The 23,388-nt window shown below is 67.0% G+C and carries 18 protein-coding genes; 5 read left to right on the top strand and 13 right to left on the bottom strand.

The features are described 5' to 3' along the window. The first annotated feature begins 42 nt into the window (after positions 1-42). The 5 genes from MRBLMU1_RS08610 (at position 43) to hemW (ending at position 4,821) form a co-directional block, all read left to right on the top strand. Positions 43-1,011 carry a PP2C family protein-serine/threonine phosphatase gene (locus tag MRBLMU1_RS08610; RefSeq protein ID WP_363499726.1) on the top strand — a complete coding sequence of 323 codons (969 nt, stop codon included), beginning with the start codon at positions 43-45 and terminating at the stop codon, positions 1,009-1,011. A 27-nt stretch (positions 1,012-1,038) separates the two neighbouring features. Next, positions 1,039-1,782 carry a ribonuclease PH gene (gene rph, locus MRBLMU1_RS08605; RefSeq protein WP_363499724.1) on the top strand — a complete coding sequence of 248 codons (744 nt, stop codon included), beginning with the start codon at positions 1,039-1,041 and terminating at the stop codon, positions 1,780-1,782. Positions 1,783-1,864: 82 nt separating this feature from the next. After that, a complete protein-coding gene (locus tag MRBLMU1_RS08600) occupies positions 1,865-2,890 on the top strand; it encodes a substrate-binding domain-containing protein (protein ID WP_363499722.1) in 1,026 nt (341 codons plus the stop codon). An 81-nt stretch (positions 2,891-2,971) separates the two neighbouring features. Continuing rightward, positions 2,972-3,556, top strand: a complete 585-nt coding sequence (rdgB, locus tag MRBLMU1_RS08595; protein ID WP_363499720.1) for an RdgB/HAM1 family non-canonical purine NTP pyrophosphatase — start codon at positions 2,972-2,974, stop codon at positions 3,554-3,556. Further along, complete coding sequence (gene hemW / locus MRBLMU1_RS08590) at positions 3,553-4,821, top strand: radical SAM family heme chaperone HemW (protein ID WP_363499718.1); 1,269 nt, start codon at positions 3,553-3,555, stop codon at positions 4,819-4,821. Before rdgB ends, hemW begins: the two co-directional genes overlap by 4 nt. Before the next feature lie 39 nt (positions 4,822-4,860). Here hemW and MRBLMU1_RS08585 read toward each other — a convergent pair whose 3' ends face one another. From MRBLMU1_RS08585 to pgi, 13 genes are all read right to left on the bottom strand, one after another. Then, a complete protein-coding gene (locus tag MRBLMU1_RS08585; RefSeq protein ID WP_363499716.1) occupies positions 4,861-6,594 on the bottom strand; it encodes a methyl-accepting chemotaxis protein in 1,734 nt (577 codons plus the stop codon). 141 nt (positions 6,595-6,735) lie between these two features. Further along, positions 6,736-7,815 carry a patatin-like phospholipase family protein gene (locus MRBLMU1_RS08580; RefSeq protein ID WP_363499714.1) on the bottom strand — a complete coding sequence of 360 codons (1,080 nt, stop codon included), beginning with the start codon at positions 7,813-7,815 and terminating at the stop codon, positions 6,736-6,738. A 103-nt stretch (positions 7,816-7,918) separates the two neighbouring features. Next, on the bottom strand, positions 7,919-9,400 hold the full coding sequence (locus tag MRBLMU1_RS08575) for an efflux transporter outer membrane subunit (RefSeq protein ID WP_414646045.1): 1,482 nt from the start codon (positions 9,398-9,400) through the stop codon (positions 7,919-7,921). Then, a complete protein-coding gene (locus MRBLMU1_RS08570) occupies positions 9,393-12,545 on the bottom strand; it encodes an efflux RND transporter permease subunit (protein WP_363499712.1) in 3,153 nt (1,050 codons plus the stop codon). The genes MRBLMU1_RS08575 and MRBLMU1_RS08570 overlap by 8 nt, the downstream gene beginning before the upstream one ends. 12 nt (positions 12,546-12,557) lie before the next feature. Then, entirely contained in the window at positions 12,558-13,748 is a 1,191-nt protein-coding gene (locus tag MRBLMU1_RS08565; protein WP_363499710.1) for an efflux RND transporter periplasmic adaptor subunit, read from the bottom strand. Positions 13,749-14,029: 281 nt separating this feature from the next. Further along, complete coding sequence (tal, locus tag MRBLMU1_RS08560) at positions 14,030-14,965, bottom strand: transaldolase (RefSeq protein WP_363499708.1); 936 nt, start codon at positions 14,963-14,965, stop codon at positions 14,030-14,032. Between the two features lie 127 nt (positions 14,966-15,092). Then, entirely contained in the window at positions 15,093-15,971 is an 879-nt protein-coding gene (locus MRBLMU1_RS08555; protein WP_363499706.1) for an EamA family transporter, read from the bottom strand. 4 nt (positions 15,972-15,975) lie between these two features. Further along, positions 15,976-16,380, bottom strand: coding sequence for a response regulator (locus MRBLMU1_RS08550; RefSeq protein ID WP_363499704.1), 405 nt, complete (start codon positions 16,378-16,380; stop codon positions 15,976-15,978). Between the two features lie 9 nt (positions 16,381-16,389). Continuing rightward, a complete protein-coding gene (locus MRBLMU1_RS08545; protein WP_363499702.1) occupies positions 16,390-17,844 on the bottom strand; it encodes an ATPase domain-containing protein in 1,455 nt (484 codons plus the stop codon). Between the two features lie 178 nt (positions 17,845-18,022). Next, positions 18,023-18,877 carry an SIS domain-containing protein gene (locus MRBLMU1_RS08540; protein WP_090315036.1) on the bottom strand — a complete coding sequence of 285 codons (855 nt, stop codon included), beginning with the start codon at positions 18,875-18,877 and terminating at the stop codon, positions 18,023-18,025. 19 nt (positions 18,878-18,896) lie between these two features. Continuing rightward, complete coding sequence (gene zwf / locus MRBLMU1_RS08535; RefSeq protein WP_363499699.1) at positions 18,897-20,369, bottom strand: glucose-6-phosphate dehydrogenase; 1,473 nt, start codon at positions 20,367-20,369, stop codon at positions 18,897-18,899. 422 nt (positions 20,370-20,791) lie between these two features. After that, on the bottom strand, positions 20,792-21,688 hold the full coding sequence (locus MRBLMU1_RS08530; RefSeq protein WP_363499697.1) for an SMP-30/gluconolactonase/LRE family protein: 897 nt from the start codon (positions 21,686-21,688) through the stop codon (positions 20,792-20,794). A 14-nt stretch (positions 21,689-21,702) separates the two neighbouring features. After that, complete coding sequence (pgi, locus tag MRBLMU1_RS08525) at positions 21,703-23,352, bottom strand: glucose-6-phosphate isomerase (RefSeq protein ID WP_363499695.1); 1,650 nt, start codon at positions 23,350-23,352, stop codon at positions 21,703-21,705. Between the last annotated feature and the right edge of the window lie 36 nt (positions 23,353-23,388).

The raw sequence follows: 23,388 nt of genomic DNA, 5'->3' as shown, positions 1-23,388 counted from the left end.
GGGTACTGGTCACGTTAAACAAGGCGACTGCGAAGGCAAACAATGCAATTCTCCGTGTATCAGGAAAGCCACATCGGCGGCCGCAAGGTCAACCAGGACCGCATGGGCTACAGCTTTACGCGCGACGCCTTGCTGCTGGTGCTGGCCGACGGCATGGGCGGCCACCTGCGCGGCGAGATCGCCGCCGCCGTCGCGCTGCAAACCATTTCGGCCATGTTCCAGCAGCAGGCCACGCCCTACGTGAAAAAGCCGCAGCGCTTCCTCGAAGAGGCTTTCATGGCCGCGCACCAGGACATCCACGACTACCGCAAGGCCCACGACATGGCGGAGACGCCGCGCACCACCATCGTCGCCTGCCTGATCCAGCACAACACGGCAACCTGGGCGCACTGCGGCGACTCGCGCCTGTACTGGATGCGCGAAGGCCGCATCCTGGCGCGCACGCGCGATCACTCGCATATCGAAAGCCTGATCGCCAAGGGCCTGGTGCCGGCGTCGGAGCGCGCCACCCACCCGGACCGCAACAAGCTGTATAACTGCCTCGGCGCCGACAGCCTGCCGAAGGTGGAGGTGTCGAACGGCTGCGGCCTGCTGCCGGGCGACCAGATGCTGTTGTGCTCCGACGGTTTGTGGTCTATGCTGCCGGACGATGAAATGGCGCGCCGCATGCACGCGCACACGGTGGTGCGGGCCGTGCCCGATCTGCTGCGGGCGGCGCTGGGCGCCGCCGGCGAAGGCAGCGACAACGTCACCGCGCTGGCCATCATGTGGCAGGGCAGTTCGGTGGTCGACGGCATGGGAGCGACGACGGCGGCCGGCATGCCGACGGTGATCTCGACCGAGGCGCTGCCGCAGGACCTGCACAGCACCACCATCCAGGGCGGGCCGGTTCAGGGACCGGCGGAAGCATCGGCGGCCGACATGGATGCCGCCTTCGACGACGACGAAATTGAAAAAGCCATCGCCGAGATACGCGGCGCGATCGAAAAATCCTCCCAGATTCTCAAGTAAACCCCAAACAATTCACAAGGACACCGTATGACCTTAGCAACACCCACCTTCGCACGCCCCAGCGGCCGCGCCGTCGACGCCCTGCGCACCCTGCGCCTGACCCGCGACTACACCAAGCACGCCGAAGGTTCGGTGCTGATCGAATGCGGCGACACCAAGGTCATTTGCACCGCCAGCATCGAGGACAAGGTGCCCGGCTTCCTGAAGGGCAAGGGCCAGGGCTGGATGACGGCCGAATACGGCATGTTGCCGCGCTCGACGCACACGCGCATGGACCGCGAGGCCGCGCGCGGCAAGCAGTCGGGCCGCACCCAGGAGATCCAGCGCCTGATCGGCCGTTCGCTGCGCGCCGCCTTCGACCTGGAGGCGTTCGGCGAGCGCACCTTGCACCTGGACTGCGACGTGATCCAGGCCGATGGCGGCACCCGCACCGCGTCGATCACCGGCGCCATGGTCGCCGCGCATGACGCGTTCTCCAAACTGGTCGCGCGCGGCGTCGTGCCGGCCATTCCGCTCAAGGGTTTCGTGGCGGCGATCTCGGTCGGCGTGTATCAGGGCGTGCCGGTGCTGGACCTGGACTATGTCGAGGATTCGAGCTGCGATACCGATATGAACGTGGTGATGAACGACGCCGGCCACTTCATCGAGGTGCAGGGCACGGCAGAGGGCGCGGCGTTCGACCGTGCCGGCATGAACCGCCTGCTCGACCTGGCGCAGGGCGGCATCGCCGATTTGATCAAATTGCAGAAACAGGTGCTGGGCGTGGTTTAATGGACGCCGAGCCGCCAATAATCCACGTAGGGCGGATCAGCGCAGCGTAATCCGCCATGCATGCTTCGTCGACGGCTCATAAATGGCGGATTACGACGTCCCGCCCAATCCGTCCTACGTGTTCCGTAGTGAGGCGACCGCCCTGGTGGAGAAGACATTCATGAAAAAGTGGCCGCTCGCGCTGCTGTTGTGGGCGATCTTTCTTTCGGGCTGGCCGCTCGCGGTCCTGTCCAAAGACCTCAATATCGTCTTCATCCCCAAGTCGCGCGACCAGGACTTCTGGACCTTCATGCGCCAGGGCGTCGACAAGGCGGCGCGCGAGGAGGGCGGCGTCAAGCTGACCTGGCGCGGCCCGGCCTATAACGACGATATCGATTCGCAGATCGATATCCTGCGCCTGTATTCCCGGTCCGACGTGGATGCCATCATCATCGTGCCGACCGACCGGGTGCGCCTGATGGAGCCGGTCCGCAAGGCGGCGGCGATGGGCGTGAAGATCGTCGTCGTCGATTCGGCGCTGGGTGGCAGTTGGCACACCAACTTCGTCGGCACCGACAACCACGCCGCCGGCCGGCTCGCCGCCGAGCGCCTGTCGGCGTTGCTGAACGGGCATGGCACCGTGCTGGTGATGCGCACCATCGCGGGCAGCGCGTCGACCGAGGACCGCGCCAACGGCTTCGTCAACTATCTCGCCAGGCACGCGCCGCAGATCACCATCATCGACGAATACGGCGGCGGCACGCGCGGCAAGATCGCCCGTGCCGGTCTGGCGGCGCTGACAAAACACCAGCAGATCGACGGCATCTTCGCCGTCAACGAATCGGCCAGCGACGGCATGCTGCGTTCGCTGCGCCAGACGGGGGCCGCTGGCAAGAAGAAGCTGATTGGCTTCGACACCAGCGATTTCCTGCTCGAGGGCCTGAAGAAGCAGGAAATCCATGGCCTGGTGCTGCAGGACGCGCGCCAGATGGGTTATCAGGGCATGAAGGCGGCGGTTGCGGCGGCCAAGGGCGCGCCCGTCAAGGAGCGTGACATCGTGACGGCGGCGGTGATGGTCACCCTGGAAAACTATCTGCGGCCGGAGATCCAGTCGTTGCTGGTGCCCTAGCGGCGGTTTGCAGGCGGGTGGGGTTCATGCAAAAGGTTTACAATGTCGCCTTCTCCGCATTACTCGATCGCAGCCCACACCATGACCCAACGCCTGATCCTCGCCTCCAACAACGCCGGCAAACTCAAGGAATTCAACGAACTGCTGTCCACCGTGGGCTTTTCCGTCCACGCGCAGGGCGAGTTCGGCGTGCCGGAGGCGGATGAGCCTTTTCACACGTTTGTCGAAAATGCACTGCAAAAGGCGCGCCACGCGTCGCGCCTGACCGGCTTGCCGGCGCTGGCGGACGATTCCGGCGTGTGCGTCAACGCCCTGGGTGGCGCCCCCGGCGTGTACTCGGCGCGCTTCGCGGGCGAGCCGAAATCGGACGCCCGCAACAACGAGAAAATGATCGCCGACCTGGCCGCGCACGCCGACAAATCGGCCTACTACTATTGCGTGCTGGTGTACCTGCGCCACGCCGACGATCCGCAGCCGGTCATCGCCGACGGCCGCTGGAACGGCGAGATGATCGCCACGCCGCGCGGCAACGGCGGCTTCGGCTACGATCCATACTTCTTCATCCCGGCGCTGGGCAAGTGCGCGGCCGAGCTGACCGCCGATGAGAAAAACGCCATGTCCCATCGCGGCCAGGCATTGCGCGCGCTGGTAGAGAAACTGAAATGATCCCGATCAAAATCGTCGGCGCCGGCGGCAAGGCGGCTTCACCGAAAGCGGCAAGCGCCGACCTGGGCGACGCGGCCGGCGTCGCGCTGAAGTATCTGCAAAGCGGCTCGCTGAACCTGTCGGCCCTGCCGCCGCTGTCGCTGTACATCCATTTCCCGTGGTGTGTGAAAAAGTGCCCGTATTGCGACTTCAACTCGCACGAGGCGAAGGAGGGCGGCGCCTTCCCGGAGCAGGAATACCTGGACGCCATGCGGGCCGACCTGGAAATGGCGCTGCCGCTGATCTGGGGCCGCAAGATCTATACGATCTTCATCGGCGGCGGCACGCCCAGCCTGATGTCGGCGGCGGGCCTGGACCGGCTGCTGTCGGACGTGCGCACCCTGCTGCCGCTCGACAGCGACGTCGAGATCACGATGGAGGCCAACCCGGGCACCTTCGAGGCGGAGAAATTCAAGTCCTACCGCGCCAGTGGCGTCAACCGGCTGTCGATCGGCATCCAGAGCTTCAACGCGCGCCACCTGAAGGCGCTGGGCCGCATCCATGACGACGACGAGGCGCGGCGCGCGGTCGATATCGCGCTCGCCAACTTCGACAACTTCAATCTGGACTTGATGTACGCGCTGCCGTCGCAGACGCTGGAGGAGGCGCGGCTGGACGTGGAGACGGCGATGTCGTTCAAGCCGCCGCACCTGTCGCTGTACCACCTGACGATGGAGCCGAACACGCTGTTCGCCAAGTATCCGCCGTCGCTCCCCGACGACGACGCCAGCGCCGATATGCAGGACATGATCGCCGAAGTCACCGCCTCCAACGGCTACCGGCAGTACGAGGTGTCGGCGTACGCGAAGGAGGGCCACCGCGCGCGCCACAATCTGAATTATTGGGAGTTCGGCGATTATCTGGGCATCGGCGCCGGGGCGCATTCGAAGATATCGTTCCCGCATCGCATACTGCGGCAGGCGCGCTACAAGCAGCCGAAGGCCTATATGGAGCAGGTCAGGCTGGGCGCGCCGGTGCAGGAGGAGTACGAGATCGCGCGCGAGGACATGGGCTTCGAGTTCATGCTGAACACCTTGCGCCTGCACGGCGGCTTCGATCCGAACCTGTTCAGCGAGCGCACCGGGTTGAGTTTGAACACGATCGGGAAAAGCCTCGACGCCGCCGAGGCCAAGGGGCTGCTGTATCGGGATTACAAAGTCATCAAGCCGACCGAGTTGGGACAGCGCTTCCTCAATGATTTGCAGCAGATGTTTTTGACCACCTAACCCGGAAGTTCGGGGTCAGACCCCAGCCCTGGTCTGGGGTTAAAACTCTTCCCAATCCTTGTCGTTGCCGACCGTGGCGGGCTTGCGGGCATTGCTGCTGGCGCTGGACGTCGCCAGGCGGGCCGCCGGCTTTTTCGGAGCCGCCGGCGTCGGACGGGCCGGCGCCTTGACTGGGATCTTGCGCGCGGCCGGCGGCGCCGCCAGCGACTGGCGCGCCCCGTCCTCATCGAGCTTGAACGACGACGCCACATCGGCCAGGCGCTCGGCCTGTTCCTGCATGCTGGCCGCCGCCGCTGCGGCTTCCTCGACCAGCGCGGCGTTCTGCTGCGTGACCTGGTCCATCTGCGTGATGGCGGTGTTGACCTGATCGATGCCGATGCTTTGCTCGCTGCTGGCCGAGGTGATCTCGCCCATGATGTCGGTGACGCGGCGCACGCTGTCGACCACCTCGTTCATCGTGCTGCCGGCCTGCTGCACCAGCTTCGAGCCGATGTCGACCTGCTCCACCGAATTGCCGATCAATTCCTTGATCTCCTTGGCCGCAGCCGCCGAGCGCTGCGCCAGATTGCGCACCTCGGAGGCGACCACCGCGAAGCCGCGACCCTGTTCGCCGGCGCGCGCCGCTTCCACCGCCGCGTTCAGCGCCAGGATATTGGTCTGGAAGGCGATGCCGTCGATGACGCTGATGATGTCGAAGATCTTGCGCGACGAGTCGTTGATCGTGCCCATGGTGTCGACCACCTGGCCGACGATCGATCCGCCGCGTTCGGCCACGTCGGAGGCGGCATGCGCCAGCTGGTTGGCCTGGCGGGCGTTTTCCGCGTTCTGGCGCACGGTCGATGTCAGCTCCTCCATCGACGACGCGGTTTCCTCCAGCGAGCTGGCTTGTTCCTCGGTGCGCTGCGACAGGTCCATATTGCCGGCGGCGATTTCGTTGGACGCGCTGGCGATGGTCTTGGTGCCGACCTGCACCTGGTTGACGACGTTGCGCAGCGAGTCGTTCATGCCTTTCAGGGCGGTCATCAGCTCGCCGATTTCGGAGCGCGAGGTGGGGCCGTCGAAGCGGGTGGTCAGGTCGCCGTTGGCGACCGTCGCGGCGATGTCGATCGCCGACTTGAGCGGCGCGGTGATCGAGCGCGAGATGATCCACGCCGCCAGCGAGCCGATGGCCACCATCAGCACCGTCAGCACCAGCAGCAGCGTGTTGCTGCGGGCGTTGGCGGCGTCGATGGCGTGCGCGGTGTCGTCGATGGCCTTGCGCTGGTAGGCCAGCAGCTCGTTGACCTTGTTCTTGTACGCCTCGGCGGCCGGCAGGAACTTGTCGCGGTAGGCCGCTTCGGCGGCGGTGTCGTCGCCGGTCTTGCGGATGTCGCCGACCTCGTTCTTGGCCTTCTGGTAGGCGGCGCGCAGCGCGATGGTGGCGTCGTACAGTTTGCGTTCCTCGTCGCTGGCCAGCAGCTCCTTGACCTTGCCGAGCAATTCGCCGCCGCGCTTGGTGCTGGCGGCGATGGTGTCGGCGAACACCACCGGCAAGGTGTCGTCCTTGCTGCGCGCGATCAGTTCGGTGCGGGCGACGGCAGAGTAGATCAGCACGTACCAGTCCGAGACCAGGCGTTCCTTGGCCAGCGGTTGCTCCATCATTTGTTTGGTGGCGGCGGCGTTGCTGCGGGCGTTGACCAGGCCGGCCGTGGTGGCGACGACCGCCAGCAGCAGGACGAGGGCGAACGCGATGGCGAGGCGGGTGCCGATGCGCGTATGCGACAAGAAATTCATGATGGCTCCATTGACCGTGTGCCTGCCCCGGCGGGAACATAGCGGGGTGACTTAGTTTATGGCTGCAAGTATGCGCCCGGCATCGCGGACGGTCATGTGATAGGTGAAGTTCTGTTGCGAATATGAAACAATGTGTCTTATCTAAAAAAGCAATGTTGCTTTTAAATCGGGTTTTTCACACCAGCGGGCGAAGGCCTCGGCCATGCGTTCGCTTTCGGCGATGGCGCGGGTCCAGTCGCGGATGCGGCCGGCGTGGTTCTGGCCGTAGGCGGTGAAGTCCTTGCGGTCCGGCAGTTTGCCGTTGGGTAGTGTGGCGACGAAGGATGCCGACGGCGAGACCAGGATCAGGTTGTCGAGGGCGGGATCGCCGCCGCCGGCGCGGCGCCACGGCATCGACTTGTCCAGCCAGCCCGGCACGATGTAGTCGCTGAAGTGCGGGTACAGCACCAGGCCGGGGTCGCGCTGGTAGGGCAGGTGCAGGTGGTAGTCGATCAAGCCGCCGTCCCAGTAGGCGCCGTCGGGCGCGCCGGCGATGGCCGTCACAGCCTCCAGCACCAGCGGGATGGAGCCGGAGGCCAGCAAGGCGTCGCGCAGGTTGGACTCCGACAGAGCGACGAAGTGGCCGGCGAAGGCGTCGAACGGGTCGCGCAGCCAGTGCGCCTCGTCGCGGCGGCTGTGGAAGATCACGCGTTCCATCGCGCCGGCCAGGCGGTCGCGCGAGACGGCGTTGCCGGCGGCGGCCAGCAGGAAGCCGGCCATCTCGCGCCAGCGTACGCCGTTGGCCCTCGCCAGCGCGCCGGTGCCGCGCGCGGTCAGCACGTTGACGTGGTGGTGGGGGTGGTCGACCGCGTCGGCGGCGCGGCCGTCGAGCAGTTCGTCGAGCAGCGCGCGGCAGGTCTGGCTCACATAGGCGGCGGTGACCTTGGCGGGATAGCGCTGGTGGACGTACAGGTGGGCCAGGCGTTTGTGCGCGGCGGCCGGATCGTCGAAGGCGGAAGCGGCCATGCGCCAGGCGCCGATCGAGGCGCCGACCAGTTTGCGCGGGCGCGGGGCGGCGCTGAGCCAGGAACCGAACAGCCATTGATCGAGGCCGTTGAGGATCAGGCCTTTGGGGCCGCCGGCGGCGGCCGGGATGATGGCGATGTCGGAGGCGAGCATGCCTTCCTGCGCAATGCGCTGGCGGGCGCGCTGGCCGAGGCGGATGGTGATCGGCGACGACATGCGGTGTATGCGTTCAGTAGGAGTGTTTTAACCCGCACGGCGTGAATCGCGCGGGGTCGCACCCCGTACGGGGTACGACCCCGGTGTGCCGGGGTTCCGGGTGTTATTTTATGCCGCCGCCGAGCGCGCGATACAGGTCGATCGCGCTGGTCGTGCGCAGCAGGCGCGCCTGCACCAGCGACTGCTGGGCGCTGAACAGCTCGCGCTGCGCGTCCAGCACGTCGAGCGAACTGGCGACGCCGTTGTCGAAGCGCAGTTGCGACAGCTTCAGGCGGTCCGCCTGCGCCTCCTGCACCGCGCGCTGCGCCGCCACCTGCTCGCCCAGGTAGTCGCGCGCGGCCAGTGCGTCGGCCACTTCGCGGAAGGCGGTCTGGATGGTCTTCTCGTAGTCGGCCACCGCGATGTTCTTGCGCACTTCGCTCAGGGTCAGGTTGGCGCGGTTGCGGCCGGCGTCGAAGATCGGCAGCACCAGTTGCGGCGCGAACGACCAGCTGCCGGTGCCGCTGTCGAACAAGCCGCCCAGGGTCGGGCTGGTGCTGCCGATCGCCGCCGTCAGGCTGATGCGCGGGAAAAAGGCCGCGCGCGCGGCGCCGATGTTGGCGTTGGCCGATTTGAGCCGCTGCTCGGCGGCGCGGATGTCGGGCCGGCGGGCCAGCAGATCGGACGGCAGCCCGGCCGGCACGGCGCTGAGCGCGTCGATCTGGGCGTCGGTCGGCATCGTGCCGGCGGCGCCGGTGGCCGAAGGCTGGCCGACCAGCAGGGTCAGGGCGTTTTCGGCCTGCGCGCGCTGGCGCGCCAGGGTCAGCGCGGCGGCGCGCGCCGTTTCCATCAGCGTTTCGTTGGAGCGCAGGTCGAGTCGCGACGACGCGCCCGCCTCGGCGCGCTGCTGCGTGAGCTTGTAGGTGCGGGCGCGCGCCTCGTACGTTTGCTGCGCCAGCGCGTACTGCTCGGCGTAGGCGCGTTCGGTGAAATAGGCCTGCGCCACTTGCGCGACCAGGCTGATTTGCGCCGCCTGGCGCGCCTCGTCGGTGGCCAGGTAGGCCGCCAGCGCGGCGTCGTTCAGGCTTTTTACGCGGCCGAAGAAATCGAGCTCGAACGAGGAGATCGACAAGCCGGCGTCGACGCGCCGGCCGATCACGCTCTCGCCGGTTGGCGATACGGTAGCCGGCGTCTTGGCGCGCGTGGCGCCGACGCTGGCGTTCAGGTTGGGCAGGCGGTCGGCCGACTGCACGTTGTACAGTGCGCGCGCCTCCTCGATGCGCAGCGCGGCGGTGCGCAGGTCGCGGTTGTTCTCCAGCGCGGCGGCGATCAGCTGCTGCAGGCGTGGCTCGTTGAAGTACTCGCGCCAGCCGGTATCGACGGCGTCGCGCCGGTCGGCGGCAGGTGTGGGGGCCGAACCGGTCTTGGCGGCCTTGCCGGCGTCGTCGGCCGGGAAGGCCGGAGCCACCGGCGCGTCGGGACGCTGGTAGGTGGGCGCCAGCGAGCACGCCGACAGCAGCGCCGCGCCCAGCATCGCCGTGGCCAACTGCGTGGCCCGCCAGGTCGCGCGCGCGGCGGGGGAGGATGCGCGGGCCGGGTTAGTCATAAGTCTCATGCTTTTTGTCGTCCATTTCGTGAGCGGCCAGCTTGCGCTGGCGTTCGCTGCCCTTGAAGATTTTGCGGATCACCACGAAGAATACCGGCACCAGGAACACCGCCAGCACCGTCGCCGTGATCATGCCGCCCATGACGCCGGTGCCGATCGCGCGCTGGCTGGCCGAGCCGGCGCCGGTGGCGATCACCAGCGGCAGCACGCCGAGGATGAAGGCCAGCGAGGTCATGATGATGGGGCGGAAGCGCAGGTGCACCGCCTCCAGGGTCGCCTCGATCAGGCCCATGCCCTGCGCCTGCAGGTCCTTGGCGAATTCGATGATCAGGATCGCGTTCTTGGCCGACAGGCCGATGATGGCGATCAGGCCGACCTTGAAGTACACGTCGTTGGGCAGGTCGCGGATGTGGGCGCCGAGCAGCGCGCCCAGGATCCCCAGCGGCACCACCAGCAACACGGCGACCGGAATCGATTCGCTTTCATACAGCGCGGCCAGCACCAGGAAGGCGGCCAGCATCGACAGCGCGAACAGCGCTGGCGCCTGCGAACCGGAGGTTTTCTCCTCCAGCGACTGGCCGGTCCATTCGATGCTGAAGCCGGGCGGCAGCTGCGTGGCCAGGCGTTCCAGCTCGGCCATCGCCTCGCCGGTGCTACGGCCGGGCGCGGCGTCGCCGGTCAGCTTGATGGCCGGGTAGCCGTTGTAGCGCACCAGCTGCACCGGGCCGTTGATCCAGCGCGTGCTGGCGACCGCCGACAGCGGCACCATGCCGCCCGAGGCGCTGCGCACGTTCAGGCGCAGCAGGTCCTCCGGCTGCAGGCGCTGCGGCGCGTCGGCCTGCACGATGACGCGCTGCTGGCGCCCGCTGCTGGTGAAGTCGTTGACGTAGCTCGACCCCAGTCCCACCGACAGCAGGCTGTTGATGTCGGCGAAGGCCACGCCCAGCGCGTTGGCCTTGTCGCGGTCGATGTCGATCTGCAGCTGCGGCGCGTCCTCCAGGCCCTCGGGGCGCACGCCCTTGAGGATGTCGCTCTTGCCGGCCAGGCCCAGCAACTGGTTGCGGGCCTCGAGCAGGCCGGCGTGGCCGACGCCGGCCCGGTCCTGCAGGCGCGCGGTGATGCCGGTGGCGTTGCCCAGCTCGCGGATCGGCGGCGGGCTGAGCGGGAAGACCACGGCGTCGGCGATGCCCGACAGCGCCTTCAGCGCGCGCGCGGCGATCTTGTCGGCGGCGTCGTCCGGACCGCGCTCGCTCCAGTCCTTGAGCGGCACGAACACCAGGCCGACGTTCTGGCCGGCGCCGGAGAAGCTGAAGCCGGCCACGGCGATGGTGCGGGCCACGGCCGGCTGCTTGTGCAGGTAGTCCTCGACCTGGGCCAGCACGGCCTCGGTGCGGCTGCGCGAGGCGCCCGGCGGCAGCTGGACGTTGGCGATGATGTAGCCCTGGTCCTCGTTCGGCAGGAACGACGACGGCAGGCGCGCGTACAGCCAGCCGACCACACCGCAGATGAGCAGGAACACGATCATGAAGCGGCCGGTGCGCGTGAGCATCTTGGCGATCATGCCCTGGTAGCCGCTGGCGGTGACGGCGAACTTGCGGTTGAACCAGCCGAAGAAGCCCTTCTTCTCGTGGTGGTGGCCGGCCTCGACGGGTTTGAGGATGGTGGCGCACAGCGCCGGCGTCAGGGTCAGCGCCATCAGCGCCGAGAACACCATGGCCGACACCATCGACAGCGAGAACTGGCGGTAGATGGCGCCGACGGCGCCGCCGAAGAAGGCCATCGGGATGAACACGGCGATCAGCACCAGCGTGATGCCGACGATGGCGCCGGTGATCTGCGACATCGCCTTGCGGGTGGCGTCGCGCGGCGACAGGCCTTCCTCGCTCATGATGCGCTCGACGTTCTCGACGACGACGATGGCGTCGTCGACCAGGATGCCGATCGCCAGCACCATGCCGAACATGGTCAGCACGTTGATCGAGAAGCCGGCCAGCTGCATGACGGCGAAGGTGCCCATCAGCGCGATCGGCACGACGATGGTCGGGATCAAGGTGTAGCGCAGGTTCTGCAGGAAGATGTACATGACGATGAACACCAGCAGCACCGCCTCGAACAGGGTCTTGACCACCTCCTCGATCGAGATCTTGACGAAGGTCGAGGTGTCGTACGGCACCGTGTATTTCAGGCCTGGCGGGAAGAATTTGGACAGCTCGTCCATCTTGGCGCGCACCAGGGTGGCGGTGGCCAGCGCGTTGCCGGTCAGCGACTGCTGGACGGCGACGGCGACGAAGGGCTTGCCGTCGAGGCGCGCGCTGCGGTTGAAGTTGGCGCCGGCCATCTCGACGCGGGCCACGTCGCTCAGACGCACGATGGAGCCGTTGGTGTTCGAGCGCAGCACCACCTTGCCGAATTCCTCGGGCGACGTCAGCTGGCCCTGCACGACGATCGGCGCGGCGTAGGCCTGCGATTCGGGCGACGGCAGGTCGCCCAGGGTGCCGGCGGTGACCTGGGCGTTCTGGGCGCGGATGGCGGCGGTGACGTCGGCCATCGTCAGGCGCAGGCCGACCAGCTTGGCCGGATCGACCCACACGCGCATGGCGCGCTCGGTGCCGAACAGCTGGGCCTGGCCCACGCCCGGCAGGCGCTTGAGTTCATTGACGACGTTGCGCGCCAGATAGTCGCCGATGGCGGCCGTGTCCATCTTGCCGTCGGTCGACGAGGCGCCGACGAACATCAAAATGTTGCTGCGCGCCTTGTTGACGTTGACACCTTGCTGCGTGACAGCCTGCGGCAGGCGCGACTCGACCCGCTTGATGCGGTTTTGCACGTCGACGGCGGCCAGGTCGGGGTTGGTGCCGGGCAGGAAGGTGACGGTGATCGACACCGCGCCGTTGCCCTCGCTGACGGCCTCGACGTACTGCAGGCCGTCGGCGCCGTTCATTTCCTGCTCGATCACGCTGGTGACGGCGTCGTCGAGGATCTGGGCGGTGGCGCCCGGGTAGGTGGCGTCGATGACGATCGACGGCGGCGCGATGGTCGGGTATTGCGCCACCGGCAGCATGGTGATCGACAGCGCGCCGCCGATCAGGATGAACAGGGCGATCACCCACGCGAAAACGGGGCGGTCGATGAAGAACTTGGCCATCTGGTCTCCCGATTATTTGGTGGCGGCGGCTGGCGCGGCCGGGGCCGGGGCGGCGGCGCTGCCGACCGGGCCCTTCCACGGTTCCGGCGCGACGGTGGCGCCGGGCTTGGCCTTCTGGAAGCCCTCGACGATGACGCGCTCGCCGCCCTTGAGGCCGGAGCTGACGACCCAGCTGCCGTTTTGCGCGGCGTCGGCCTTGACCGGCTGGGCCGTGACCTTGTTGTCGGCGCCCACCAGCAGCACGGTGGCGCCGTCGGTGCCGCGCACCACGGCCTGCTGCGGCACGGTGATGGCGGCCTCGTTGACGCCTTGCTCGAGGCGCGCGCGCACGTACATGCCCGGCAGCAGCGTGCGGTTCGGGTTGGGGAACTCGGCGCGCATCGACACCGAGCCGGTGGTCTGGTCGACCGAGACGTCGGCGAACAGCAGCTTGCCCGTCTGCGGGTAGGTCTGGCCGTCCTCGGTCACCAGCGAGACTCGCGCCTCGTCCTTGCCGGCGCTTTTAAGCTTGCCGTCCGCCAGCGCCCGGCGCAGCTTGAGCAGCTCGGTCGACGATTGCGTGACGGTGACGTAGATCGGATCGAGCTGCTGCACCGTGGCCATCGGCGTGGCCTCGCCCTGGCCGACCAGCGCGCCCTCGGTCACCAGCGCGCGGCCGATGCGGCCGGAGATCGGCGCGGTGACGGTGGCGTAGCCCAGGGTCAGGCCGGCGTTGGTGCGCGCGGCCTTGGCCGTGGCCAGGTCGGCGCGGGCCTGCTTCTGCGAGGTGATGGCGTCGTCGTATTCCTGCTGGCTGACGGCCTGGGCGGCCAGCAGCGGCGTGTAGCGTTTGACGCGCAGGTCGGCCTGGGCCAGGTTGGCCTCGGCGCGGCCGACGGCCGCCTGGGCGCTGTCGAACGAAGCCTGGAAGCTGGCCGGGTCGATGCGGAACAGCACCTCGCCGGCCTTGACCTCGCCGCCCTCCTTGAACACCCGTTTCAGCACGATGCCGGCGGTGCGCGCGCGGACCTCGGCGATGCGCGAGGCCTCGGTGCGGCCGGGCAGTTCGCTGGTCAGCGTGACACTGGCCGGCGCCACCGTGACCACCGCCACCTTCGGCGGAGGCGGGGCGGCGGGCGCGGCGTCTTTTTTCCCGCAGGCGCTGAGCACGGCAAGGGTGAGGGCGGCGCAGGCGAATGTGGTGGAACGAGGGACGGATCTCATTGGATGGTCTCTGAAAAGGATAGTGTTGGACGTACGCCAACCGGAGCGGGTGCCGGCTGAGGCTGCAACATTGTAATACAGTCAGTTATGTAACGTTTTGTATATATCGATATGTGCCCAGTTGCGCGAAATTGCTGCATTTTGGTGCGAGATGAACGTGGGGTGGTAGCGTAATTTTGACCATTGGTTGCCGGAACGTCGTCATAAAAGGCAAAGGGCGGGAGGACGGCCGCCGCCGTGCTCCCGCCCCCTCCGGCTCGACCCGGCCCGTCATGCCGGGGTCAGCGCATGCCGGAGATGATCTGTTTCAGTTTGCCCGAATCGGCGCAGAAGGCGCGGATGCCCTCGGCCAGCTTCTCGGACGCCATCTGGTCCTCGTTGAGCTGGAAGCGGAAGGTTTTCTCGTCCTGCGTCAGTTTGATGATGCCCGACGCCGGCACTTTGTCGGCGCTGAGCTTGCGCTCGACCGGAGCGTCGGTGTCGGCCAGCTTCTGCAGCAGGTCCGGGCTGATGGTGAGCAGGTCGCAGCCGGCCAGTTCCAGGATCTGGCCGGTGTTGCGGAAGCTCGCGCCCATGACCTCGGTCTTGTAGCCGAACTTGCGGTAGTAGTTGTAGATGCGCTTGACCGACTGCACGCCCGGGTCTTCGGCGCCTGTATAGTCGAGGCCGGTGGATTTCTTGTACCAGTCGTAGATGCGGCCGACGAACGGCGAGATCAGCTGGGCGCCGGCGTCGGCGCAGGCGATCGCCTGGCCCAGCGAGAACAGCAAGGTCATGTTGCAGCGGATGCCTTCCTTTTCCAGGATCTCGGCGGCGCGGATGCCCTCCCAGGTGGCGGCCATCTTGATGAGTACGCGTTCGCGCTCGATGCCGGCCGCCTCGTACAGCTTGATCAGGTCCCGGCCCTTGGCCACCGAGCCCTCGACGTCGAACGACAGGCGGGCGTCGATCTCGGTCGACACGCGGCCCGGGATGATGCGCAGGATCTGCTTGCCGAAGGCGACCAGCAGGTGGTCGATGGTGTCCGGGATCGAGCGGTCGAGGTTGTCGCGCACGGCTTTTTCCAGCAGCGGCTTGTATTCGTCCTTTTGCACCGCCTTGAGGATCAGCGACGGGTTGGTGGTGGCGTCGCGCGGGGTGTAGGCCTGGATCGACTGGAAGTCGCCGGTGTCGGCGACGACGGTGGTGAATTGTTTGAGCTGTTCGAGTTGGTTCATGTGCGCTGCCAATCAGAGGTAAGGGGATTGCGTTGTCTTATTGTACTCAAGGGCGGCGGGTCCGGAAAGCAAGCGCGCGCAATAGTGGCTATATTTCCCGACAATAAGCCTCGGATTGCACGGCAGGTTACGCCAGGCGCATGACGGCGGCGCCGCAGGCGATCAGCAGCACGGCGGCGACGCGGCCCGGCGCCAGCCGTTCGCGCAGGAACAGCACGGCGATGGCGGCGGCGAAGAAGATCGATGTCTCGCGCAGCGCCGCCACGGCCGCCACCGGCGCGTGCGTCATGGCCCACAGCGCCAGCCCGTAGGAGGCCAGCGAGCCTGCGCCGCCGAGCAGCACCACGCCGGCGTGGCGGCGCGCGTAGGCCGGCAGTTCCGGCCAGCGGCCCGGCGCGCTCGCCAGCAGACCGGCGGCCGTGAGCACGAACAGCCACGTCGTGTAGGCGGCCGGCGCGCCCGAGCGGCGCACGCCGATGCCGTCGATCATGGTGTAGCCGGCGATGACGACGGCGTTGAGCAGGGCGAAGCCGGCGGCGCGGCGGCCCGCATGGCGGGCCGCCGCGTGGTCGGCGCCCGCCATCGCCGCCGCCGCGTGGCGTCCGCGCGGCAGGCACATCGCCAGCACGCCACCGCAGATCAGCGCGACGGCGGCCAACTGCGCCGGCGCCAAGCGCTCGCCGAGCAGCGGCAGGCTGGCCAGCGCCACGATGAGCGGCGCCACGCCGCGCATCAGCGGGTAGGCCAGGCTCATGTCGCCGTGCCGGTAGGCCGCCGCCAGCAGCCGGTTGTAGGCCACCTGGCAGCAGGCGGAGGCCGCCATCCACGGCCAGCTGGCCGGCAGCGGCGGCGTCAGCCACGGCAGCAGCGGCAGCGCCACCAGCGCGGCGCCGCCCGAAACCAGGGTGGTGCTGAGGAATTTGTCGGTGCCGGATTTGACCAGCGCGTTCCAGCCGGCGTGCAGCAGCGCGGCGAACAGGACGACGGCGACCAAGGTGGCCGGCACCGGTTCAGGTCCGTTCCCGTCCGTCGATCAGGCGGGCGATCTCGGCCAGCAGCACTTCGAAGCGGATCGGCTTGCGGAAGAAGGTGTCGTAGGGCAGCACCTCGTCCTTGCGCGGGATGCCGGCGCTGGCCAGGATGAAGGGGATGTCGGCCAGGTGCGGATCGGCGCGCCACCGCAGGCACAACTGGGCGCCGTCCATCACCGGCATCATGTAGTCGGAGACGACGATGTCCGGCCGCTCGCGCGCGGCCAGCTGCAGCGCCTCGGCGCCGTTGCCGGCGGTGCGCACGCGGTAGCCGCGGTATTCGAACAGCATCGTGTACGCCGACAGGACGTCGAACTCGTCGTCGACCACCAGGATGATTTTTCCATCCGGGTTGGCGTCCATGATAGCCGGGGAGTCGCTCATGTCATCTCGCTATAGCGTCTGCGGCGGCACGACCGGACCGAACACGGCGCCCTCGATCGTCATGCCTTGGTCGGTGATGAGCAGGATGTGGTTGGCCGCGTCGTAGCTGTTCTCGCGCAGCTTGAGCACGCCGATCTGGCGCCGGTTGATGCCGCGCACGTCGACATAGCGCAACAGGATGATGTTTTCGAACAACATCGAGGCCGACACCTCGCTGTGCGCCGGTCCGGTGCCGAAGTACGGCAGCTCTTGCGTGAAAAAGCTCGTGACGTTGCGGCAGCGCAGCTCGTTGACCAGCGCGGCCAGGAAGGAGCGCGAGCGGCCCTCGTGGATGACGATCTCGCGCAGGCCGTCCAGCCCGTCCATCAGCAGACGGGTGACGCCGCGCCGCTCGACATTGCGCAGCATGTCCTGGGCCATGGCGTCGACCAGCACCTCGAGCGGCGGGTGCCAGATGATCTCGAGCGCGCCGCTGTCGTAGTAGGGCGTCATGTCCATGCCGACGCTGGCCGACTTTTCCAGCAGCCGCAGCGGCGACTCGTAGAAGCCGGCGATCAGGCAATGCTCGCCGCGCTTCAGGCCCTCGTAGATGAAATGCAGGCCCATCAGGGTTTTGCCGACGCCCGGATTGCCCAGCAGCGCCGTGGTCGAACCGCGCGCCACGCCGCCGTTGGTCAGCTTGTCCCAGCCCTCGATGCCGAAGCCGAGGCGCTGGCGCGAGACGGCCGGGGTGGCGCCGGAGACGGTGCTGACGGCCTCCAGGCGCGGGTAGATGGCGATGCCGTCGGCGCCGACCTCGAACACGTGCCGGCCCAGCAGGTGCTTGCTTCCGCGCAACTTGAAAACCTTGATCTCGCGGATCAGCTGCAAGCCCTGCTCGTACTGGCTCAGCTCGATCAAGCCGTCGACCAGCGTGTTTTCGGAGTCGGCCACGTTGCCCTCGGTGGGCGAGAGCAGGAAGGTGGTGCACTGCATGGTCGCCACCAGCGAGTTCAGCGACAGCATGAACTCGGACAGCGCCACGTCCGACGGCTTGGCCTCGCGCACGGTGCGGAAGCCGTCGATGATCATGATGTCGGGGCGCTGGTCGGCCAGCGTGGCGGCGATCGACTTGAGCAGCTCGCGCAGGCCTCCCTTGAGCAGTTCGTTGTAGGCGCCGAGGAAGACGATGCGCTCGCCGACCAGTTTCTCGTCGAAGAAGGAGAAGCTGCTCAGGTGGTTGAGCATTTTGCCGTGGGTCTCGGCGATCAGGGTCAGGATCAGCACTTTCTTGCCCTGGTGGGCGTGCTGGAAGCCGATCTGGCAGGCCAGCGTGGTCTTGCCGCTGCCGGCCAGGCCCTGGATCAGATACAGGCTGTGGGCCGGAAAGCCGCCGCCGAGGATCTGGTCGAGGCCGGACACGCCCGTCTGCAGCAGCGGGATGCGCACTGCGGGTTGGGCGGTATAGGAGGTAAAGGTAGTCATGTCCACTCTCGGGGGCTCGTCGGCCACGAACGTACTGCGTGTGCAAACTGCAATATTGCGTCTGCGTAAAAAACAGACACACTGTAGCACAGCAAGAATTATAGGAGGGCCAGCGCGAAGCCCACGTACGCCAGCACACCCACGGGAGCAGGTAGTGGTTTTTTTGTAAGGCGAGAGCTTAGCCGATGAAGGAGTCGAATTGCAAGTCGAACTCTTGCAGCGCCTTTTGGGCGTTCTGCATCTTCTTGCGGAATTCCGGGCCGCGCTGCAGCGCCAGGCCGACGGCCAGCACGTCGATGACGACCAGGTAGGCCAGGCGCGCCGAGATCGGCGTGTAGGGGTCGATGTTGAAGATCAGGTCGATCGGGATGAGCACCGTGGCCAGGTCGGCCAGCGGCGTGCCCGACGGCGCCAGCACGATGACGTCGGCGCCGCCGCGGCGGGCCAGCTTGATCGAGCGCACCAGCGACGGGCTGTTGCCGCGTTGGGAGATGGCGACCACCGCGTCGCCGGTGCGCAACAGGGCGGCGGCGATGCTGTGGATGTGCGGGTCGGCGTAGGCCACCGTCGGCACGCCGGAGCGGAAGAACTTGTGCTGGGCGTCGGCGGCCACGATGCCGGAGGTGCCCTGGCCGTAGAACTCGATCTTGTTGGCTTTGGCCAGGATGTCGAGCGCCTTCTGGATCGCGTCCGGATCGAGGTTGTTGCGCAGGTCCAGCAGGGTGTTGATCGAGCGGCTGCAGATTTTGTTGACCAGATCGGCCGCGAGGTCGTCCTGGGTCGGCTGCTCGTTCAGGCCGGGCAGGGCCAAGGCCAGCCCCTGCGCCAGTTTGAGCTTGAACTCGTGCCAGCCGTCGTAGCCCAGGGTGCGGCAGAAGCGCACGACGGTCGGCTCGGACACTTGCGCGCTCTTGGCGAGCGCGGTGATGTTCTGGCTGACCGTCTGGCCGGGGTGGTCGAGCACGGCCAGCGCGACTTTGCGCTCCGATTTGGAGAGCGAGTCGAGCTGGGTGCGGATGGAATCGAGCAGCATCGGAGCGTCAGGCCTGGTCTTAGTCTTCCGGCAGCGCTTCTTCGCGCCACTGCAGGCCGTCGCGGCCGATCAGCGCGGAGGCGGCGGCCGGACCCCAGGTGCCGGAGGCGTACGGGATCGGGTAGCTGTCGTCGGCTTCCCAGTTGTTCAGGATCGGTTCGACCCATTCCCACGCCGCTTCCAATTCGTCGCCGCGCATGAACAGGGTCAATTGGCCGCGCAGCACGTCGAGCAGCAGGCGCTCGTAGGCGTCCATGCGGGGCGACTTGAACGATTCGCGGAAGTCCAGTTCCAGCTCGGCTTGCTTCAAGCGCATGCCGTCGCCCGGCGTCTTGGCCATCAGGTTCATGCGCAGGCCCTCGTCGGGCTGCAGGCGGATCACCAGCGAGTTGGGCTGGAAGCTGTTGGTCGGCTGGGCGAAGATCGAGTGCGGGATCTGCTTGAAGCGCACGACGATCTCGGCCAGGCCGTCGGCCATGCGCTTGCCGGTGCGCAGGTAGAACGGCACGCCGGCCCAGCGCCACGTATCGATCTCGGCCTTCATGGCGACGAAGGTCTCGGTGCGCGAGTGTTCCGGCGCGTCCGGCTCGTCGCGGTAGCTCGGCACGGCCTTGCCGTCGACGTGGCCGGCGCGGTACTGGCCGCGCACGATGTTTTGCGCCAGGGTGGTCGGGGTGAATTTTTTGAGCGAGCGCAGCACTTGCAGCTTGGCGTCGCGCACCGCGTCCGGGGCGATCGAGGTCGGCGGCTCCATGGCGACGATGCACAGCAGTTGCAGCAGGTGGTTTTGCAGCATGTCGCGCAGCGCGCCGGAGGTGTCGTAGTAACCCATGCGGTTGCCGACGCCGAGTTTCTCGGCGATGGTGATCTGGACGTCGGAGATCCATTCGCGGCGCCACAGCGGCTCGAACAGGATGTTACCGAAGCGCAGGGCCAGCAGGTTCTGCACGGTTTCCTTGCCGAGGTAGTGGTCGATCCGGTAGATCTGCGATTCCTCGAAGACCTTGCCCACCTCGGCGTTGATCTGCTTGGCCGAGGCGAGGTCGCGCCCGAGCGGCTTTTCCAGCACCACGCGCGAGTTCTTGGTGACCAGGCCGTTTTCCTTGAGGTTGTCGCAGATCTGCGAGAAGATCGCCGGCGGCGTGGCCAGGTAGTAGACGCGGGTGATGGCGTCGTCCTTGCGCAGCGCCTCGACCAGGTTCTTGTAGCTGCCCGAGTCGGTGGCGTTCAGGGACACGTAGACGATGCGCGCGGTGAAGCGGGTCCAGGCGGCCGGGGTGACGGCGGGCGACTTGATGTGGGGCTTGGAGGTGGTTTCGACCGTGTGCAGGAAGTCCTCCTGGCTGGCGTCCGCGCGGCCGACGCAGATGATGCGCGCGGTCGGGGGCAGGTCGTTGGCCACGTCGCGGGCGTACATCGCCGGCAGCAATTTGCGCATCGCCAGATCGCCGCTGCCGCCGAACAGAACCAGATCAAAATCGGTAAGAGCCATAATTGAGAGTCGTCGCAAGAGTTGGGTGTGCCTGAATGGGAGTCGCTGCGGAGCGCCGCCGCCGGGTTGACACTATAACCGGAGGCGATTTTTCATTGTGTAAATTTACTACGGTAAGCGGTGAATTGCAAGTAATTTTACTACATTTTGTTGGTGTTTTTGTTATGGATTGCTGGTTGGGGCGTGGGGGGTACTATACAGTGCCGCGCCGGTTTTTGCCGGGTGCGGGGCTGGACTGTGGCGGCGCGCGGCGGATTACGGCGTGCCGCCTAATCCGCCCTACGTGGATCCTTGGTTCGTCCATGCCGCGTGCCGCTGTCGTGCGATGTGCGATTCTCCCATGTCACGCGCGGAGCATCGGAGGCACGTAGGGCGGATTAGCGCAGCGTAATCCGCCATGTGTGAGCCGCCCGCGACGCCAATTAATTCCGGTACTGCGGATTCACGCGACCGGCGACATCGACCTTGATCGCCAGCAGCTTGCCGCTGAGCGGGTACTGCGCCAGCTCCGCCGCCGGCCGTTCACCGGCGCTGGTGACGTACAAGGTGCGCAAATCGGCGCCGCCGAAGGCCAGCATCGTCGGGCAGCGCAGCGGCAGCTTGATCTCGTCGAGCAGCTCGCCCTCCGGCGACAACTTGACCAGCCGCCCGCCCTCGAACAGCGCGCTCCAGTAGTTGCCGTCGCTATCGACCGCCGCGCCGTCCGGCCGCCCGCCATAATTATTCGCCTTGTCGGCCGAGAACTGCATCAACGGCCGCTGGTTCTCCACCGTGCCGCCGTCGACGTCGAAGTCGAAGCGCCGCACCAGGTGCGCCGTCGTGTCGGCGTGGTACATGGTTTTGCCGTCCGGGCTGAAACCGAGCCCGTTCGAGTTGGTCATGCCGCCCGACCAGGCCTTGCGGACCTCGCCGCGCTCCAGCACGAACATCTCGGCGGCCGGCCGGTCGCGCGGCTCGTAGATGGTGCCGACCCAGAAGCGCCCGGCCGGATCGACCCGGCCGTCGTTGAAGCGGGCCACCGAGGTGTCGTACGGCGCCGGGGCGATCTCGGTGATGCGCACGTCGTCGGCGCCGGTGTCGAGATGATAAAAGCCGGCGCGCATGGCGACGATCAAACCGCCGTTGTCGCTGACGGCCAGGCTGGCCGGTTCGCTCGACAGCCGCCAGGCGCGGTGCTCGCCGCTGGCCGGGTCGAGCCGGTGCACGGTGAAGGCGGGAATGTCTACCCAGTACAGCGCCTGTTCCCCCTCGTGCCACAGCGGGCATTCGCCCGTTTGCATGACGGCGTCGTAGGCCACTTCGATGTGCGGTGCGCTCATGGTCGTCCCCGGGCTCAAATGTGCTGGGCCGCTTTGGCCATGATGATGAGGCCGTTGGTCGAGCTGTCGTGGCGCTCCGGCTGGACCTCACCCGTCAGTTCGGCGTGGATGTTCTTGGCCAGCACCTTGCCCAGCTCCACACCCCACTGGTCGAAGCTGTTGACGTCCCACAGCACGCCCTGCACGAAGGTTTTGTGCTCGTACAGCGCGATCAGCGCGCCCAGGGTCGATGGCGTCAACTGGTCCATCAGAATGGTGTTGGACGGGCGGTTGCCCGGGAAGGTCTTGTGCGGCACCAGCGCTTCGATTTCCTCGGCGCTCTTTTTTTGCGCGGCCAGGTCGGCGCGCACCTCGTCGGCGGTCTTGCCGGTCATGAAGGCTTCCGACTGGGCGAAGCAGTTCGCCAGCAGCGAGTCGTGGTGGCCCGGCAGGTCGTGGGTGGCGCGCAGGGTGGCGATGAAGTCGATCGGCGTGACGTCGGTGCCCTGGTGTAGCAGCTGGAAGTAGGCGTGTTGCGCGTTGGTGCCGCATTCGCCCCAGACCACCGGGCAGGTCGGCGTGTCGACTTCGGCGCCGTCGCGGGTGACGCGCTTGCCGTTGCTTTCCATGTCGAGCTGCTGCAGGTAGGCCGGGAAGCGGTTCAAATCCTGGTGGTAGGGCGCGATCGACAGCGAGCCGGCGCCGAGGAACTGGCGGTTCCAGAAGCCGACCATGGCCAGCAGCACAGGCATGTTCTGTTCCAGGGGCGCGGTGCGGAAGTGTTCGTCCATGGCGTGGGCGCCGGCCAGGAAGTCGCTGAAGTAGCCGTAGCCGACCGCCAGCGCGACGGCCAGGCCGATCGCCGACCAGACCGAATAACGGCCGCCGACCCAGTCCCAGAACGGGAACATGTTGGCCGGGTCGATGCCGAAGGCCTTGACCGCCTCGGTGTTGGTGGAGACGGCGACGAAGTGGCGCGCCAGGTCCTCTTCCTTGGCCGTTTTGAGGAACCAGGTGCGGGCGGTGCCGGCGTTGAGCATCGTCTCGGCCGTGACGAAGGTCTTGGAGGCGATGATGAACAGGGTGGTCTCTGGATCGACCAGGGCCAGCGCGGCGTCCATGTCGTGGCCGTCGACGTTGGAGACGAAGTGCATCTTCAGGCGCGGGTGGGCGTACGAGCGCAGCGCCAGCACGGCCATCTTCGGACCCAGGTCCGAGCCGCCGATGCCGATGTTGACGACGTCGGTGATCGGCTTGCCGGTGTGGCCGAGCCAGGCGCCGGAGCGGACCTGGTCGGTGAATTCCTTGACGTGGTCGAGCACGGCGTGGACGTCGGCGCCGATATCCTGGTCGTCGACCGTCAAACTCTTGCCGCGCGGCAATCTCAGCGCGGTGTGCAGTACGGCGCGATGTTCTGTAATATTGATCTTCTCGCCACTGAGCATGGCGTCGCGCTTGGCTTCGACGCCACGCTCGCGGGCCAGGTCGAGCAGCAGATCGATGGTGGTGCCGGTCAGGCGGTTCTTGGAATAATCGAGGAACAGGCCGGCCGCGTCGACCGTCAGGGTCGGGAAGCGCTTGGCGTCGTGCGCGAACAGCTGGCGCAATTGCCAGTGTTTGGCGTCGACGGCGTGGGATTCGAGGGCTTTGAAGCTGGCGGTGGTGGTCAGGGCGGGCTGGCGCATAATGGTCGGGCGTCTTCGTCTGATGGGTAGGAGGGA

The organism is Burkholderia sp. LMU1-1-1.1, from assembly GCF_040675865.1.
Taxonomy (GTDB): Bacteria; Pseudomonadota; Gammaproteobacteria; order Burkholderiales; family Burkholderiaceae_D; genus Rugamonas.
This window is presented reverse-complemented; position numbering and strand designations above follow the sequence as displayed.